Origin of the sequence: Nostoc sp., from assembly GCF_036917135.1 — a bacterium.
Lineage (GTDB): Bacteria > Cyanobacteriota > Cyanobacteriia > Cyanobacteriales > Nostocaceae > Nostoc.
In genome coordinates this window covers 1-17,561 of record NZ_JBALEA010000054.1, presented here as the reverse complement: position 1 = coordinate 17,561, position 17,561 = coordinate 1, and the positions used below count along the sequence as shown (strand labels likewise).

Genomic DNA, 17,561 nt, shown 5'->3' with positions numbered 1-17,561 from the left:
CCTTATCCAATGAAACAGCCCTGTATATACAAGGGCGTAGTTTCGTATCAATTTGTGTAACACAATCTAAGATAGTGGCTTCATTGGGCTATACTTAAGTGTGATATGTAGTATAAAATTTTACGCTGCTAATATGCCTACGAGAGCAGAACAGGTTGCCAACATCATTGAGCGTAGATCAAGTTATCTTCCTAAGAAAATCGCAACAGTTGAAAAAGAGCTTCAGGCACGAGCATCTGCCCTATATAATCTGGAAACTCATCGAGAAGCGTTACTTCAAGAAAATACCAATCTCCCAGTTTTAGAGTATTTAAAAGCAATTAATTTTAGTGATATTCAAGAGCGCATTGCATCTGAACTGGTTGTATTATCTAAATTGAGGAGTCGCTTTTCCAGAAATACCCTGAATATTGGTGTTATGGGGTTAATGGGACAAGGAAAGAGTACTTTGCTCAAGAGTTTAAGTGGACTTAGCGATCGCGAAATTCCTGCATACGAAGGATCAGCTTGTACAGCTGTTCGTAGCGTGGTTTGCAATCAAGAAGGTTCTGTTGAAGTTAGAGTCGTTCTCCACTCAGAAAAAACCTTTTTAGAGGAAGTCATTCTTCCTTACTACAAATCGCTGAAACTCAAGCCTGAACCCCGTACCTTAGATGAATTTGCCCGAACATCTTTACTAGCCAAAATGCCTGTTGGTGCAACAGATGAAGCAGTTTATCAGCACCTGCGATCTGAGTATTTCCAGAACCTAGAAAAATATCGACATCTGATTGTTCCGGGAATAGAACCTCAGCAGAAAATTGTACCTGTAGAGCAAGTAGCTGAATATGTGAGACAAGAACGCAATACCCAAGGAGAACTAATTACCTTCAAACACCTGGCTGTGCGTGAGGTTAATATATTTTGCCCTTTCAACAATTCTGATGTTGGTAAGATTGCTCTAGTTGACATTCCCGGTTTGGGAGACTCTAAACTGGGTGACGAAACAGTAATGCTAGAAACTCTGGGCACAGCAGTGGATGTTGTCCTATTTATAACTCGCCCAGACCCGCAACGTTACCAATGGCGTAAGGTTGACACAGAACTTTACGATATTGCTGCTCAAGAGTTGAATAACCTTGCAGGTAGAGCATTTATGGTTATTAACCATAGCCAAAGGACAGACAATATAAATGCCTGCAAAGCTCTTAAAGATACCTTGCAAATGCAAGTAGTCAGTTGTGAAATTGCTGATTGCTCAAACCCTGATGATGCTAACCAAGTTTTTAATCGCATTCTTAATTACTTGGCAGAGCATATTTTAGAAATTGATGAAAAGTATGCTCGGCAAAGTCAAGAACGGTTGATGAAAATTCAGCAAGATATTGATGTGATTATACAGTCTGCTCGGAAAGTTTTTAGCGGCACTGACAGTGATTTATCTAGAGTTATTGATGATACGTATGACGATTTATTTGGTACTGATAGAGATGGATGGTGGCGAGAAATTACCATTGCTTTCCAAGATTTAAGACTTGAATTTGCTAAACGCTGTCAATCACCATCTCATAGTCTTGAATCTACTATTGAAAAAGTGTACCAAGATTGCAAGGAAAAGGCTGGAATTTTAACAGCTAATAATCCAGAAGACGAAATTAATAAGCAGATTCAAGCCAGCAATCCCATGAAAGCTTATGGTGATTACCGCGATCTCCTGCGGACTCTACTTTCTGATCGCTTTAGTAATTTGGATGAGGGACTAAAAGAATCAACTGAAGAAGTAAAAGTACGAATAGCAGAAATTTTAATTACATCGGGAAAATTGGGTATATTGCCTAATTCTTTAGAAGGCTCAGAATTTATCAAAGCTTTTAGAGAATTGCTGGAACAAGAGCATTCAGATTTGAAAAGACTCCAGCAAGGTTTCCAAATTCTTGATAGTTTTGAACTTTCCTACAGTGGCTTAATTGAACCACAAATTTATCAATATTTGGTTTCACTTAGCAATATTCAACTTGCTAATGACGAATCCCAAGATACAACTTTAAAGGTCGGCCCGAATACAACTGCTGACTTAATTTTGTCCGCGCTAGAGATTGACTACAATCGCACAGTCGCCAGAATTAAGGCAGCTCTAGAGGAACTGCTTTATCAGCCCAGCATTGCTGCTTATGCGCGGATTGAGAAGTTTATTGACAACATAATCTACCACAAAGAGGCTCAGAAAGACTGGAAAAAGTTTCTCAGACGAGTGAGAGCTAAAGTCTGGGCTGAGGAAATTGGTAAGCTTGAGCAAGAACAACAACGTCAACAGGACTGGTTGAATCGTGTCAAGCGATTAGAAGAGGTGAATCGTGTAGAAACCATTCAATTTTCGACTTGATTTTTCGAGCTACTGAATTGATTCCTAAAAACTTTTTTAGCACAGAGTAAACTTAATTTTTCAATCTGGATTTCTTTCATGAATAAACTGCAAGAACTCAATATTATCATGGTTGCGCCTAGAGGAGTAGGCAAGACCAGTTTGTTAGCCGCCATGAACGAAGAATTTAACAAAACCTTTGCGAGTGCGGGGCTAACAACATGGATAAGTGATAGTAAAACATTGGATGCGATCGCAGAATGTCAACGTCTGCTACAACGTATGTATACACATAAAAACCAAAATAATCTAGCTGAACCAACTGCACCCCAAATTGACCCTTGGGAAGATCAAGGATTTGTCTTTGAAGTGGGAAGTGGCATCAAAAAGTTCATGAAAATTCGCTTTACTGATCCTTGTGGAGAGTATTTCAAATTAACTGCTAGTGACGTTCAACAGGATTATGTCAAGCAACAGTTAAATCAATGTGATGCGGTGATTATTCCCATTGATTCAACTGCTTTGATGGAAACGAAAACAGGCAGAGCTAGGAGTACAGAAATTGGATCTTGGCATGAACAAAAAAATGATCCGGCTCGTATTACTAACCTATTTAAAGAGGCCTATGAAAATGTAACCAAACCCAGGCTGGTTGTCCTAGCGCCATTAAAGTGTGAAAGTTACATGAAAACGGATAAAGATGCTAATGATCTGCTGGATCATATCAAAATTGGCTATCGGGAATTACTGGATTTCTTCAAAGAAGACAAGCATTATCACAAAATAGCAGTAGTCATAACACCTGTACAAACCATTGGACATACTGTTTTTTCCCATGCTGAAACTATTAATAATTACACTCAGTTCGTTTACAACAAACAACCGATAGATGCCCCTTATGCTCCTAAAGATGGAGACCAACCACTGCGCTATGTGTTGCGGTTTTTGTTGAATGTATATAACGAAGATCGGAAATTAGAATTGGAAAAAGCTAGAGAAAACCTTGATGAAGTTGAAAAAGAAGTTGGTTTTAAAGCCTATCAGCTCAATAGCGCCCAACGTAGGCTTGAACTGGCACAGCAACGTTTCGATGAGCGTAAGGGACTTTGGCGACCCTTCAGGAGCATTGCCAACTTTTTCGATGACGTTTATACACCCTATAGTGAAGCTAATAACAGTTATACGGAAACCGAATCTGCTTTCAAAGAGACAGAAAACCAAAAGTTTGCGATTCAAGGCATGGTAGATGCTACAGAAGCTCAGATCCAAGCTTTTAATACAGCTATTTCCAAATTTGCAGTTGATTGTAAGCAAGATCGTGGCTTTGCCATTTTTCAAGGTAGAGCCAAATGGTTGCCAGTTCCTAAATAATAAAATGAGGCTTCTATGAGTGATAGTCAGATAGAAATTTACGTTAGAAGTTCTCCACTCGGCGAACAAGTTGGTATTCATTGGCGCAATATCAGTAAAGAAGGACAGCCTAAAGAAGAGCCATCTGTGCTAAAAGAACAAGTTATTACTAGAGATGACGGTAAAAAGGTAACAATTAATTCCCTAATAAACGATACTAAAGCGTCCCTTATTTTGGCTCGATATGAAAATAAAGTGCTTCTAGAACTTACAGGGCTGGATGCGTCAGAAGATCGGTCGAAAAGCATGGGCCGGAGAATCTCTGAAATCGTTTTGTGGGTTGGGGATGCAACGCCCGAAGTAGAGCCTCAACTGAGAAAATTAGCTGCTTGTGCCTTACTGAGTTTTTGGGAAAAAGAGTCAGATTTTCTGAAAACGATTCGCAGTTCAATTGAGTTTGATGGACTCGATAGCTTTAAAACTATTGACCAACAAATTAAGCAGTTATACACTGACGCTGGCACAAATTTAGATCGCCTACTGTCAAAAGTATCTTCAGGGGATATTAATACTTCTGACTCAGATTGGTTAACTCCGAAAAAAATTGATATTGAGAATCAATTGTATGATCTGGTAAACCAAATCAGTCAAACCCCTTTACCTGAAACTGAGCAACCCGTAATAGTTGTTGCTGAGTTCAAAAAAGAAGGCGATAGCCAACATATTGTTTACAAGGGCAATGTTTGGAAAGCACCTCAAAAAAAAACACCAGTCCCGTCACTCCAACCAGTACCACCAACCGAACGCTCGATCCCACCCAAAACCACAGGATCTCCAAGCCGTCTCCCGATAAGAATGTTTCTCCTGGGGTTCTTCCTGATGGTAGTAATGGTTATAGCGATTATTATCTTTCAAACCAATATGTTAACGCCGACACTGACCCCGGCACCAACCCAGACCCAAACACCAAACCTAAGACCAAACCCAAGTCTAAGCCCAAGCCCAATCCTAAAAAAGAAGACAATAACCCCGTAAATTTTGTCATAAAAGGCTTAAAAGGCGTCAATGATTTGATTGATTGGGATAAGGCATTCAAACATTTACATAAAGATCACGTTTCTATAATTTCTGATTTAATTACAGTTTTAAAAAATATTGACGAAAATAATGGTTCAATGGAGACGACTCGGTTGGTGAACAAGGTAGAGAAGTTTCTCAATAAATGCTTGATAAGTTTAGATTCAAGACCTTTCGATAGGAATGCTCCAGAATCTTTACAAAAAGAATCTGACCAATCCTGGATAGAAGATGCTGCGGATTATGTCGTAGAAGGAATAAATATAGTTTCAAATCAGATTAGTTGTAACCCAGACCAACAACAAGAACTGCTAAAACTGAGTTACTTTTTACAAGGGGAGTTAAGAACAGAAGAAGAGCGTGAGTATATAAGAACGATTTTAGATTCTTATTTGGCAAAAATTGATGAATTCCGAAGCTCTCCACGTTCTCAGTAATGGGGTATTGAAATATCGGATATTATCTATTTCTGGAGTGCCATCTTTGCAACTCAGGGACTTCCAAATAAAAAAATATCCAATTAACTCTTGTAACCTGAAAAGTCAGACCATAAAAAAATCCCCACCCAGGCAATGCTGGGATGGGTAATATGAGGTGGAACTAAACAATCTTCCCAAAAGAAGTAAGAGAATTATTTGCTCTCTGTAAAATCAGCGTCAATCACATCGTCGCCGCTACCAGAGCTAGACGTGGAACTACTGCTATCTTGAGGTTCACCACCAGGTGCAGCACCGCCACCAGCTTGTTGATAGATGTTGCTACCAACGGCGAATAGCGCTTGTTGCAATTCTGGGGTGAGCTTCTTGATTTGCTCATCGTCTTCTTTCGCAACTGCTTCCCGCAGTTCTTTCACCAAACCTTCAACTTTGGTCTTGTCAGCATCGGGAACTTTATCGCCCAATTCTTGTAGCTGCTTTTCAGCTTGGTATGCCAAAGAATCGGCTTGGTTCTTGCGTTCAATCCTCTCACGCCGCTCTTTGTCAGATGAAGCGTTTTGTTCAGCTTCTCTAACCATCCGGTCAACGTCATTTTTATCCAGGGTGGAAGCGCCGGTTATGCTGATGGACTGTTCTTTACCAGTGCCTTTATCCTTAGCAGTGACGTTAAGGATACCGTTAGCGTCAATATCGAACACCACTTCAATTTGAGGAACGCCGCGTGGTGCAGGAGGAATACCATCGAGGCGGAAGGTTCCCAAACTCTTGTTATCGTTAGAAAATTCGCGTTCACCTTGAAGAACATGAATTTCTACGTTGGTTTGACCATCCACAGCAGTAGAGAAGACTTCCGATTTCTTGGTGGGAATCGTGGTGTTGCGGGGGATAATTTTGGTCATCACGCCGCCCAATGTTTCCACACCCAAAGATAGCGGTGTCACATCTAACAGCAAGATGCCAGTTACATCACCAGCCAGTACCCCAGCTTGAATAGCTGCACCAACTGCTACGACTTCATCAGGGTTAACGCTTTGGTTGGGGTCTTTACCTAATACCTGCTTCACAATCTGATGGACTGCGGGAATACGGGTAGAACCACCAACTAACACCACTTCATCAATATCGCTCTTGCTTAACTTCGCATCCCGAAGGGCGTTTTCCACAGGAATACGGCAACGGTCGATTAAATCAGAACAAAGTTCTTCAAACTGAGCGCGAGTCAGAGTTGTATCCAGGTGCTTGGGACCATCCTGGGTAGCCGTGATAAATGGTAGGTTGATTTCTGCTTGGGTGACGCTAGAAAGCTCAATTTTGGCTTTCTCTGCGGCTTCAGTCAGACGTTGTAAAGCTTGCTTGTCTTTCCGTAGGTCAATACCTTCGGCTTTTCTGAACTTCTCAGCTAAGAAGTCAACTATTTTTTTATCGAAGTCGTCACCACCGAGGTGGGTATCACCAGATGTGGCTAGTACTTCAAAAACCCCATCTCCTACTTCCAGCACGGATACGTCGAAGGTACCACCACCAAGGTCAAATACAAGGATGGTTTCGTTACTCTTCTTGTCAAACCCATAAGCCAGAGAAGCAGCAGTCGGCTCGTTGATAATCCGTAGAACTTCAATCCCGGCAATTTTACCAGCGTCTTTTGTCGCTTGCCGTTGAGAGTCGTTGAAGTATGCGGGAACAGTGATTACAGCTTGGGTGACGGTTTCACCCAGATATTTGCTAGCGTCTTCAACTAGTTTGCGAAGAACTTTTGCCGAAATTTCTTCAGGAGCAAACGGTTTACCAACGATTGGACAATCTAATTTGACATTGCCGTTGCTACTGAGGACTTTGTAAGAAACTTCCGTCGCTTCGTTATTCACTTCGTCGTAGCGGCGTCCGATAAAGCGTTTGACTGAGTAAAACGTATTTTCGGGGTTCATCACCGCTTGGCGTTTGGCGATTTGGCCAACCAAGGTGTCGCCATTTTTCGCAAATGCAACTACTGATGGCGTTGTCCGAAAACCTTCAGCATTAGCAATTACTGTAGGTTTACCACCTTCCATCACTGCCACGCAGGAGTTTGTTGTTCCTAAGTCAATTCCAACTACTTTTGCCATTTTAGGTGCTGGCTCCGTATAACTACAAATGAATGAATGAGAATATAAAGCACTAAATTTTGAACCAACAGGGTCAATAAATCAGCCAGTTCAGCATGAATACCTTTGATTTGGCTTTCCTGGGGTTAAAACTCCAGATTATGCTGATATATATACTGAAGCTTAGTGGTAGCCATTCCATGAAGGGTGGTTTCCCGAACCTTGCTTGGGACGGTTAAACAACTAAATTGTGTTTTTAGTTGGTTCATGAATTAATTTGTCTTCACTCTGTCTAATGTAGAAGAATTAATACTTTCAGCAATTAGGGTGAACCGTAACGTCAGAGTGGTGTTTGCCGTCTTTAGAGGTAATAAACTACAGAAGCACTGATAATTGGGCATTGGGTATTGGGCATGGGGCATTGGATAAAATATGACTCAGCACTTAGGAGTTACTCCAACTGAGAAAAAAGAGTTTCCCAGTCTATTACAGGCGGTCTTTGTCCTTGGTTGACTATTTCAAAAACTTTCTTAGAACTACTTGGTTGAAAAAGGCATTCTACACAAGCGTTTGCTACGTCAATTCGGCTGGTATCACCCGAAAGTGTATCCCCAGTGCCTACGACAACGCCGTATTTACCCCCTGTTTTTGCCTTGAGGAGGGTGTTGAGGTCGTATGAGGTATAAGGACCGTCAATGAGGCGTCCTGGGCGGATAATGGTGTAGGGTAATCCTGAATTAATAATCGACTCCTCGCCCTTCTGTTTGGCATCCAACACACCAAAAGCGTTGAGAATACTAAAAGGAAACTGATTTTTACGGAGAATTCCGCAAGAGGAGACGAAAACAAATCGCTGCAAATTCTGGGGTGCTGCTGCCACTAAGTTGCTGACACCTTGGGCATCGACCTTTGCTGGACTATTCTTTGCTTTTGCTTCACTAGATTTGGGGTTAACGAAAGTGATTCCCCATTCAATCAAGTTCGGGGGTTGGTCAAACTCCCATCGCGCAGAGGGAAAGGCAGTGGTTCCGGTACAATTTATGATGTGGGTGACATTTTGGGTTGCGCCTGGCAGTGTAGCTGGCTGGCGGATGTCACCAACGGCAATTTCTACTCTCTGGTTAAACATCTCTTCAGCTTTTGCAGCATTGCGTGTCAAGACACGAACTTTCAAGCCCTTCTCTAGCAGTTTGCCTACCACTAGTTGCCCTACTCCACCAGTTGCACCAGCAACTAATACCAAATCTTCAACTGACGTTTCAAAAGAAGTCATAAAGTGTCCTTGAGATATCTATTGCTAATCTACTGAATAAAAAGGCAATGTCTATATCACCAAACTAAACCCAGGTTAAAGATTTTGCTAATATGCTGTTGACTCTGTAGCAATTCATGAAGTAGGGAGAATTCATGAATTGCCCCTACTTGTTGTAGTTTTGCGTGATTTTTATAAGTGCATCTTCAAAAAGAAATGGGATTAGATTTTTTCATCGGCAATTGTATGATTACTATATAGGACTCATATTTTATTTTCCAGATACACTTTTTTTACCGATAAAAGGACTTTTGAAATATCCTCTCAAGTTAAGTGTTATGACTCCTAATTCATGACTCCTGGTTTGTGTTTATTGCTAACTTCTAAAGGTAGGAAAATCGTCAAAACTTCGCCATAGTGTGGACGCTGGCGGACAATTAGTTTGCCACCGATCGCCTGAAACAAATGCTTAGTTGCAGCGATATTCAAACTAATCGTACCCGTTTCTGGTTGGAACATCAGCAGTTGTCCCAGAGCTTTGCGAATTGGTGGTGTTGCAGGTGTATTGGGTTTATCTTTGCACCCGAATTGGGGCGACAATTGTAATTTCAGTTGATCTCCAGCCGGGATAACTTGTACTTGAATATGGCTGCCAGAAGGTAAGCTCCGAGTGAAGTTTTCGATCAAACCAGTGAGTACTTGATCCAGCATAATGGGATTGCTTACCACTGTTGGTAGGTGCTGGGGTAAAACAACATTTAAAGTTAAGTTCCGCCGATGCGCTGCTTGTTCCCAACGGGGAATGCTCTGCTGCAACACTTGATCTAAGGACATCGGTGTAAGTTGAGTTTTTGAGGATTTTGCTGAGGCAGTAGTTTCCAGTTCTGCGGCTTTAAACAGTAATTCCATACGATCAATTTGCTCGGTACACTCGTGATCGATAATTTTTAAGCGATTGATCACGCTGGCATCTAAGTCTTGCCGCTTCAGCAGCAGACGAGTCATGGTGCGAATCGTTGTTAAAGGTGTGCGAACTTCATGAGCGAAGGCTTGGAGCAATTCTACATCGGGATTTGGGGATTGGGTATTGGGGAAGGTGGTGTCCCCTCTGGGGATAAGGGGTAATGGGGACTTGTAGTGAGCGTTTGCGAGGTATTGGGCATTTGGGAAAACTCTTTTCCCCTGCTCCCCTGCTTCTTCGCCAGTCCCTAGTGAACAGTCTCTAGTCTCTTCTGGTTCTGTTAATTCCTGAAGCAGCAATTGGCTAAACTCATTGATGATGCGGTAGTCTGGTGCTACCGGGGAATACTGATCTACTAATGCGTCTAGGCGGGCAAAAAATTCTGGATTAGCCAGCATTACCCTTGCTCCTAGCGATCGCCAAGCTTGTTGTACTACTTCTGGCTCAAAAGAAAATGAAAACGCTTTTTTACCGTTTTTGTGTGCTGTTAAAACCAGCACTAATCTAAATTTATCTGTAAAAACTAAGCAAAACTGTTCTGCCGCTAGTGGATCGGCAGGTAGTAAGGGCAGTACCGATTCGTGGAGAGGGACTTGATCATCTTTTGGTGCGTTGGCGTAGCCCAACTCAGGCATCACATCTGGCATCTGAAATGGCATCAGTGCCAAAGGATTAAATGGTTTTGCTGTAAAAGTTACTGTTTGTAAGCTTTGAGTTAGTTTTGGCTGACTAAATAAGGGTGCTGGTGCAGCTAAAACTAATCCTTGGGTTGTGTCTTGGGAAGCAGGTGCTAAAGTATTTAATAGCAAACGTTCTGTCGCTGCGAGGCTGACACGCCACTGACGCTCTGCTTTCGCAGGTGAGCATTCAGCCACACTTGATTGATTTTCAGCCAAGATTTCGCTCAGGCTTGGCAATATCCATTTGTACACAGGTTTTCACCCCTTAATTCAAGAGCGACTAACAGCGTCTAGGGTAGACATTTGACTACTACCTAAGAGGTTATAGCTATTTGTGTACTGATGACAGTGGTAGAACCGAACAATTCAGGCGCAATTTCCCCTATTTAGCGATCGCTATCCGTGAAAGGTTGAATTAAGGTATATTTTGTCAATCCTTCTATCTAATGAAATTTTCATAACCAGTTTAGTTGTATAAAAATACGAAACTAGGTATTAACAATTCAAAATTCAAAATTCAAAATTCAAAATTAAAGACATTTCAGACTTGTGGAGTGCGGTCTTGTGGTCTCCCCCGCCGTAGGATGCGCGTTCGCAAAGCGTCTCGAAGAGAAGCGCTGTAGAGGAGCAACTCCGGGGAATTTAAACCCCGATGGTTCCTGAGCGTAGCCGTTGGCGCAGCCTCTCGTAGAGAAGGACTGAAATGGTTGCTAGATATAGATTGCAGGTTCTTAAACCCTTTAATTTACGATAAAAAGTTGAGTTTTTATTAGTAATGCTATAGGTTGATAAAATTATTGCTTGAACAACGCCCAAGCCAAAAATCTCTCGGTATAATACAATGCTAATTGATTGCTCACACCGTTGAAAACAGCATCAAAAGCGTGTTCTGCCCAAGGAATTTCGAGAAAAACGGCAGTGTTACCAGAATCATGTAAACGTTCATACATTTGTCTGCCAAATCGCGCTTCTACCAAATTGTCACGACTACCGTAAATTAATAAAGTTGGCGGTAAAGGGTGCGTTATGTAATTTATTGGTGAAGCAATTTGATACTGATTAGGTAATTCTTTTAAAGAACCACCGAGAAATGCTTTTAAAACAGCGCGGCTGTGAATGGGATCGGGAATTGGCGGTGTTTTGTATCCTTCTGTCAAGTCAACAGGCCCGTAATAGTTGACTACAGCACGAATGGGTGGTGCATCTGTTTGATAAGCCGCTAACATTGCTAGATGCGCTCCCGCAGAACGTCCTAAGAGTACCATACGTTCTGGATCGGCTTCATAAGCTGCTGCATTTTTGCGAATAAAATTCAAGGCTACACGCACATCATCTAATTGAGATGGAAACTGATATTTAGGTGCGTGTCGATAGTCGATGGCAAATACTGTATATCCATGATTAGCAATATATTGATTAAACTCAGAATTGGCATGAGGATTACCATATTGCCAAGATCCACCATAAATTACTACTACTGCCGGATATTTCCCTACCTCTGGGGGTTGATAAACTTCCATTTTTAAAGGAAATCCCGCAGGAGAAGCAAAGAGAATATCTTTTTGATGACGTATTTTGCCTAATGGAATACCCCAGAAGAAATTAACTAAATTAAAGGGATCGGTTTGCATCTTAGCGCTGACTTGGATAGGAATTTGCTCTAGATAATTTGCTCCTAATCCTTGTTTCATCGCTTTAGCCATCTGCATTTGAGTTGATGGGATATTCACTAGCATCCATCCACAAATTAACAATCCGATTAAACTGAAAATGCAAACTAAACGCTGTATTTTACGGCGACGGATGTAGAAGAAAGATAGCAATAAAAATAGCAAATTTAATAATAATAACCAAGGACTGACTTCTGGCGCTCCCACTGCTAGGGTGAGTAAAAACATATTTGGAGCTGGAAGAATAATCCAAGAGCTAAGAAATAGATTTACAGAACTGAGTAGTAATACAAGCCATGATAAAAGTATTTTTGGTTTAGCCAACATAGAGCGGTAATAAGGACTCCAAAGAAGTACAATTTATCCGCTAATGCTCAGGTTGGCAATAGCTCTATATTTTGAATGCAGTTAGGGATTTAAAAATAAAAAAATATCCCAGATTTTCATGTGGGATGGGTGTCTGCACCAATATATCAGGGCGGGCAGGATGCCCACCCCACAAGATGGATAATTTATTCACTTATTGCTGTTGTATCTGTTTTTGTACCCAAAGACGAAAAGCTTTGAGGGTTGAATTTCTGCCTGCTGTTGTACTTTGCTCTAGATATTGGGGAATCGCCTCAATTAGTGGGAATAGAGGAAAATTTAGGCTTTGCCGAGATTCTATATAATGCCCATCTTGCAGAATATTAATTTGGAGCTTCCCTCGATCAAAATGCCAAAGCTCAGGTACTTTTAGCGTTTCATAAATATTCGGATGAGTCCGAGAAGTAATATCAATTTCTAGAGCTAAATCTGGAGGAGGATCTATTTTTAAATCTAGCCGTTTCTTGCCACGGATCTTGGATTCATTTTTTATATAGAAACACTGATCGGGTTCTATGCCTTGAGCCATCGCTTGGTTTTTGAAAGTGGTAGAACCAAGGCATCTAAACTCAATATCTAATTCTTCCAAAAGAGCTTTGACTAAATCGCTAATAATTTCTTTATCATATTCATGTTCTGGCAGTGGTGCCATAATCTCCAGTATTCCTCTGTCATAAGCAATTCGTGCTGCTCGGTGTTCCCCTAAATCTTCTAGAATTGCTTCTAATTCCTGCCAGGTTACATCTCGCAGTAGCACTCTTTGTCCTGGTGGAACATGGATGCGCTTTAATTCCAACAACATCATCTCCACTCCCAGTAGCTTTAACCTAAGTTTAGCTTACTCCAATTGCTCTGAGGGGGCGAGAATTTTTGCTCCTAGATAGAAAAGAAAAGCTTAGTTTGAATAAGAAAAAACCCCTGGAGTTCCCAGAGGTTTTAGTTCCTGATTTAGTTTCTATTTGTGACTACAATTTGTTTTCAGTCATTTCCAGAAATTAAATATGCGTTATCCAAAACTCTTTTAGAGACGTAGCACTGCTACGTCTCTACATTCTGCGACGCTATTAATTTTTTGCTGGTTGTGAGTTGGGAATCGTCACATCTATTGGTGTCACCTGTGCAGCTAGTTGTGTCAATGGTGGTTGAATGGCGGTTTGATTGCCCACCACTAGAGTCACTAGCTTTTCTGGCTTGAGGTATTCTCGTGCTACCCGTTGCACATCGGTTGCTGTGGTGGCGGCGACGGCTTTTTGATAGCGAAAGAGGAAATCAGCCGGATACCCGTAATATTCGTATCGCATTAAGCGTGATAAGGTTTGGCTGGGATCTTGAAAGTTAAAAACAAAGGAGTTGAGTGTAGACTCTTTGGCAAAAGCGAGTTCTTTTGCTGTTACTCTTTGAGTTTGGATACGCTTGATTTCAGCTTGTAAAGCTTTGACGAACTGCACAGTAGCATCCGATCGCGTTTGTCCACCTGCAATAAACATTCCCGGATAATCGTAACGGGGACTCCACTGCCCATAGACAGAGTAAGCTAAACCTTGACGCGATCGCACTTCATTAAATAAGCGTCCACCAAATCCATTTAACACCCCATTCAATACATCCAGCGCCGCATAATCGGGACTGTCAAAACGTCCGCCTAAATGCCCCATCAGCACACTACTTTGGGTAAGTTGTGGCTGATTGACAAAAAACACTCCACCTGCATTAGCTGGCGAAACCTTTGGTAATGTAGGTTTTGCTATACCTGGGTTACGGTTCCAGTTGCCAAACTTAGCTTGAATGAGCGATCGCATTTTCTGACTCTCAAAATCGCCCACAATCCCCAAAATCATATTATTGGGGTGAAAATATTGCTGATAGAACTTGAGCAAATCCTCACGGGAAACCTGATCTACCGTTGCATACTCGATGGTGCGAGAGTACGGGCTATCTTTGCCATAGATCAATTTCTTAAATTCTCGACTAGCAATCCCATCTGGATTGTCATTGCGTCGGGCAATGCCACCCTTCGCTTGAGTTTTTGCCAAGTCTAGCTTTTCTTGAGCAAATACTGGCGATCGCAGCACCTCGGCAAACAGCCCAAACACCGTTTCTAAATCTTCACTAAGTGCGTCAAAGCTAGCACCACCAGAAGCTTCACCAATACTAGCTTCCACAGATGCCGCCCGTTGTTCCAATATCTCATTGAGTTCATCAGGCGAATGCTGCTTAGTTCCTCCAGTTCGCATCACTGCACCTGTAAAACTAGCCAACCCGACTTTCTCTTGTGGTTCCAAACGATTCCCTGTCCGCACAAACGCCGTACCATTCACCAACGGTAACTCGTGATCTTCCATCAAATAGACAACCAAGCCGTTTTGCAGCACAAACCGTTCATACTTGGGTAACTTAATCTCAGGTAACGGTGGTAACTGCAACTCTGTGTAATGCTTGGCCTCAGTTGTCGCCGCCAGAGAAAAATTACAAGTTAAAAGTAAACACGTAAAAATAGCAACGAAAGCATAAATAAACCCCTTCCAATTTTGAATTTTCAACCCTATCTGCCTTTTACCCTTCACCTGATACCTCTGCATATCTCTCTTCCTTTGCGCCCTTTGCGTCCTTTGCGGTTCGTTTTTCATCCTTGTTTCGACAACAACTTACCAATCGTGCGATTTTGTGGCGTAAAAGTTACCTTGGCCACCCGCTCAATATCAGCCGTTGTCACCGCCCCAATATCATCCAACTGCTTAAACAAATTCCGCCAAGAGCCAGTTTTCACCTCATATTCCAACAATTGTTGAGCCATCCCCATATTGGAATCGAGGGTACGTAACAAACTCGCCCGTGCTTGGGTTTTCACCCGTTGCAAATCAGCCGCCGCTACAGGCTCAGTTTTTAATTTGTCAATTTCTTGGCGCAAAGCCACCGCCAATTCATCAACTGTATGACCCGGAGCCGTGAGAGCATAGAAAAATATCAGGTTTGGGTACTTATCTCCCGGAAATCCACTGTAACCTTGGGCATTTAATGCCAAACGCTGCTTTTCTACCAAAGATTTATACAGGCGCGACGTGCGCCCATCACTTAATAAACTGCCAATGATTTCATAGACTGCATTATCTGGATGGGTAATTGCCGGACGGTGATAACCTTCTAAATACCAAGGTTGAGAAGCTAGCTGTAAAGTAACTTCCCGTGTTTGTTGTTGTGGCGGTTCTGTCGGAATTTGTTCAACAGCTTTGGTTTTTGCTTGAAAGCGGCCAAAATAAGTTTGCGCCAGTTTTTTCACCTCAGCCGGGTTAACATCTCCAACAATAGCGATCGCTAAATTACTTGGTACATAATGAGTATCAAAGAAATTCTGGACATCTTCTGGTGTCAGATTGCGGATATCTTCGTCATAACCAATCACCGGACGCCTGTAGGGATGGACTTTGTAAGCAGTATCAACAAATTTTTCCACCATCAATCCAATGGGTGAATTCTCCACCCGCATCCGTCGCTCTTCTAAAATTACATCTTTCTCTTTATAAAACTCACGACGAATTACCGGATCGAGAAATCGATCCGACTCCAACGACATCCAAAGTTCTAGCTTATTAGCAGGAAAGCTGTAAAAATAACGGGTGGCTTCAGTAGAAGTATTGGCATTTAAACCTACGCCTCCCGCTTGTTCGACTATTTGCCCCAATTCGTTTTGCTTGACTAGCTTGGCGGCTTGAGATTCTACTTGTTTAAACTCAGTTTCTAATCGAGCCACCTCATCTTTTTTGCCATCGGCTTTCGCTGTTTTTATTTGAGCATTCAACTGCTCTAAGGCTTCTAATAGAGGTTTTTCTGCCTTGTAGTCTTTTGTCCCAATGCGCGTCGTCCCTTTAAATGCCAAATGTTCTAGAAAGTGAGCTACACCAGTTTTGCCATCTACCTCATCCACACCGCCGACATTTGCGTAGGTAAGAAAAGAAACTACAGGCGCTTGATGTCGTTCTAAAACAATGAATTTTAGACCATTATCGAGGCGAAACTCCGTTAACTGTTTGATGACTCGATCTAGATAAGGTTGGATTGAAGTTTGAACTGGCGGGGTTGGAGTTTTGGCCTCTTGAGGAGGAGATACGGTTTGAGTTTGAGCCAGAGCAACTTCTGGTAGTAATCCCCATGAGAAAATGATCAAAGCCAACAAAGTGAGAAACAACCGCCGCAATATGACAGATACTTGATCTGACCAATTCAAAATCCCAAATCGTTCGACTGAGCGACTTGTGCCGAGCCTGTCCTGAGCGTAGCCGTTCGCGCAGCGTCTCCGATAGGAGAAGGGCAAAGCCGAGGTAAGCCGAAGTCTAAAATCCAAAATTGACCCCCTGCTCTGTTTCATAAGCAAAAATTAAGATAAAGTTACATTAACTAAAAAACAAGATACTTAGCAAAAGAGCGTTAATCTGGTATCGAGATTACAGTGGCTCTTTGTACTTGACATTAGACAATAATGCTACAAATCCTGTTACGGATATCTAACCATAACTGTTATGCGAATTTTTAATTCTTCTCCACCTTCCGAAGCTCAGACGCGCACCCGAATTTTAGAGGCTGCACAACGGTTGTTTGCCTCCAAGGGATTTGACGGCACTACTACCCGCGAGTTGGCAGAGGCGGCAACTGTAGCTGAAGGTACTCTATTTCGTCATTTTCCCAATAAGAAAGCAATTTTGGTGGAAGTAGCCACAAGTGGATGGGTAGAGATTCTGACAGATTTGCTGACAGAATTAAGTGAAATGGGCAGCTATAAAGCCATAGCTCAGGTGATGCGCCGTCGGATGTGGAATTTCCAAAAAAATGCTGATTTGATGCGTGTTTGTTTTATGGAGGTGCAGTTTCACCCTGATTTGCGCGATCGCATTCAATTAGAAGTCATTACTAAAATGACCGATGTGGGCGAAGCGTTCTTTCAAACGGCGATGGATAAAGGCATTTATCGCCAAGGGGATGCCAAGCTAGTTGCCAAAGTTTTTTTAGGAATGTTTGCGATCGCAGGTTTTTCTAACAACACCCTCATCGAACCTGATGCTTCCCCCCAACAAATGCAAGCAATGGCCGAAGGACTTGCTGATATCTTTCTTAATGGTGTTTTAGTTAAAGATTAGGGATTGGGTATGGGGCATTGGGCATTGGGCATGGGGGAGAATCAATAATTACCGAAAAATTGGGTTTAGAGCTACGTCGCTCTACGACGGCTTTTCTTGTAACTAAGAAGTAAGAAGTAATGAGTAAGAAGTAATGAGTAAGAAGTAATGAGTAAGAAGTAATGAGTAAGAAGTAATGAGTAAGAAGTAATGAGTAAGAAGTAATGAGTAAGAAGTA

At 42.0% G+C, this 17,561-nt stretch carries 12 protein-coding genes; 5 read left to right on the top strand and 7 right to left on the bottom strand.

Going from position 1 to position 17,561, the window contains the following annotated elements:
- Nucleotides 1-133: 133 nt before the first annotated feature.
- The 4 genes from V7K50_RS15795 (at nucleotide 134) to V7K50_RS15780 (ending at nucleotide 5,205) form a co-directional block, all read left to right on the top strand.
- On the top strand, nucleotides 134-2,362 hold the full coding sequence (locus V7K50_RS15795; RefSeq protein ID WP_334961526.1) for a hypothetical protein: 2,229 nt from the start codon (nucleotides 134-136) through the stop codon (nucleotides 2,360-2,362).
- Nucleotides 2,363-2,440: 78 nt separating this feature from the next.
- Nucleotides 2,441-3,712, top strand: a complete 1,272-nt coding sequence (locus V7K50_RS15790) for a TRAFAC clade GTPase domain-containing protein (RefSeq protein WP_334961524.1) — start codon at nucleotides 2,441-2,443, stop codon at nucleotides 3,710-3,712.
- Between the two features lie 15 nt (nucleotides 3,713-3,727).
- Nucleotides 3,728-4,726 carry a hypothetical protein gene (locus V7K50_RS15785; RefSeq protein WP_334961522.1) on the top strand — a complete coding sequence of 333 codons (999 nt, stop codon included), beginning with the start codon at nucleotides 3,728-3,730 and terminating at the stop codon, nucleotides 4,724-4,726.
- Between the two features lie 35 nt (nucleotides 4,727-4,761).
- Nucleotides 4,762-5,205: a hypothetical protein gene (locus tag V7K50_RS15780; protein ID WP_334961520.1), complete on the top strand. Its 444-nt coding sequence runs from the start codon at nucleotides 4,762-4,764 to the stop codon at nucleotides 5,203-5,205.
- Nucleotides 5,206-5,399: 194 nt separating this feature from the next.
- Here the strand turns inward: V7K50_RS15780 and dnaK are convergent, their stop codons facing one another.
- From dnaK to V7K50_RS15745, 7 genes are all read right to left on the bottom strand, one after another.
- A complete protein-coding gene (gene dnaK, locus V7K50_RS15775; protein ID WP_334961518.1) occupies nucleotides 5,400-7,307 on the bottom strand; it encodes a molecular chaperone DnaK in 1,908 nt (635 codons plus the stop codon).
- A 430-nt stretch (nucleotides 7,308-7,737) separates the two neighbouring features.
- A complete protein-coding gene (locus tag V7K50_RS15770) occupies nucleotides 7,738-8,559 on the bottom strand; it encodes an SDR family oxidoreductase (protein ID WP_334961516.1) in 822 nt (273 codons plus the stop codon).
- A gap of 324 nt (nucleotides 8,560-8,883) precedes the next feature.
- Nucleotides 8,884-10,431 (bottom strand): sensor histidine kinase, encoded by a 1,548-nt coding sequence (locus V7K50_RS15765; RefSeq protein WP_334961514.1) that lies wholly within the window; start codon nucleotides 10,429-10,431, stop codon nucleotides 8,884-8,886.
- A 542-nt stretch (nucleotides 10,432-10,973) separates the two neighbouring features.
- Nucleotides 10,974-12,176, bottom strand: coding sequence for an alpha/beta hydrolase (locus V7K50_RS15760; protein WP_334961512.1), 1,203 nt, complete (start codon nucleotides 12,174-12,176; stop codon nucleotides 10,974-10,976).
- Nucleotides 12,177-12,369: 193 nt separating this feature from the next.
- On the bottom strand, nucleotides 12,370-13,017 hold the full coding sequence (locus V7K50_RS15755; RefSeq protein WP_334961548.1) for a Uma2 family endonuclease: 648 nt from the start codon (nucleotides 13,015-13,017) through the stop codon (nucleotides 12,370-12,372).
- A 262-nt stretch (nucleotides 13,018-13,279) separates the two neighbouring features.
- A complete protein-coding gene (locus V7K50_RS15750; protein WP_334961546.1) occupies nucleotides 13,280-14,794 on the bottom strand; it encodes a M16 family metallopeptidase in 1,515 nt (504 codons plus the stop codon).
- 44 nt (nucleotides 14,795-14,838) lie between these two features.
- Nucleotides 14,839-16,410: a M16 family metallopeptidase gene (locus tag V7K50_RS15745; protein WP_442944607.1), complete on the bottom strand. Its 1,572-nt coding sequence runs from the start codon at nucleotides 16,408-16,410 to the stop codon at nucleotides 14,839-14,841.
- 319 nt (nucleotides 16,411-16,729) lie between these two features.
- Between V7K50_RS15745 and V7K50_RS15740 the strand changes: the two genes are divergently transcribed.
- On the top strand, nucleotides 16,730-17,344 hold the full coding sequence (locus V7K50_RS15740) for a TetR/AcrR family transcriptional regulator (protein WP_334961510.1): 615 nt from the start codon (nucleotides 16,730-16,732) through the stop codon (nucleotides 17,342-17,344).
- The last annotated feature ends 217 nt before the right edge of the window (nucleotides 17,345-17,561 follow it).

Bases quoted from the DNA above. Each gene is read 5' to 3' on its own strand.
- V7K50_RS15795 (WP_334961526.1), top strand. From the start codon at position 134: ATGCCTACGAGAGCAGAACAGGTTGCCAACATCATTGAGCGTAGATCA.
- V7K50_RS15790 (WP_334961524.1), top strand. From the start codon at position 2,441: ATGAATAAACTGCAAGAACTCAATATTATCATGGTTGCGCCTAGAGGA.
- V7K50_RS15785 (WP_334961522.1), top strand. From the start codon at position 3,728: ATGAGTGATAGTCAGATAGAAATTTACGTTAGAAGTTCTCCACTCGGC.
- dnaK (WP_334961518.1), bottom strand. From the start codon at position 7,307: ATGGCAAAAGTAGTTGGAATTGACTTAGGAACAACAAACTCCTGCGTG.
- V7K50_RS15770 (WP_334961516.1), bottom strand. From the start codon at position 8,559: ATGACTTCTTTTGAAACGTCAGTTGAAGATTTGGTATTAGTTGCTGGT.
- V7K50_RS15760 (WP_334961512.1), bottom strand. From the start codon at position 12,176: ATGTTGGCTAAACCAAAAATACTTTTATCATGGCTTGTATTACTACTC.
- V7K50_RS15755 (WP_334961548.1), bottom strand. From the start codon at position 13,017: ATGTTGTTGGAATTAAAGCGCATCCATGTTCCACCAGGACAAAGAGTG.
- V7K50_RS15750 (WP_334961546.1), bottom strand. From the start codon at position 14,794: ATGCAGAGGTATCAGGTGAAGGGTAAAAGGCAGATAGGGTTGAAAATT.
- V7K50_RS15740 (WP_334961510.1), top strand. From the start codon at position 16,730: ATGCGAATTTTTAATTCTTCTCCACCTTCCGAAGCTCAGACGCGCACC.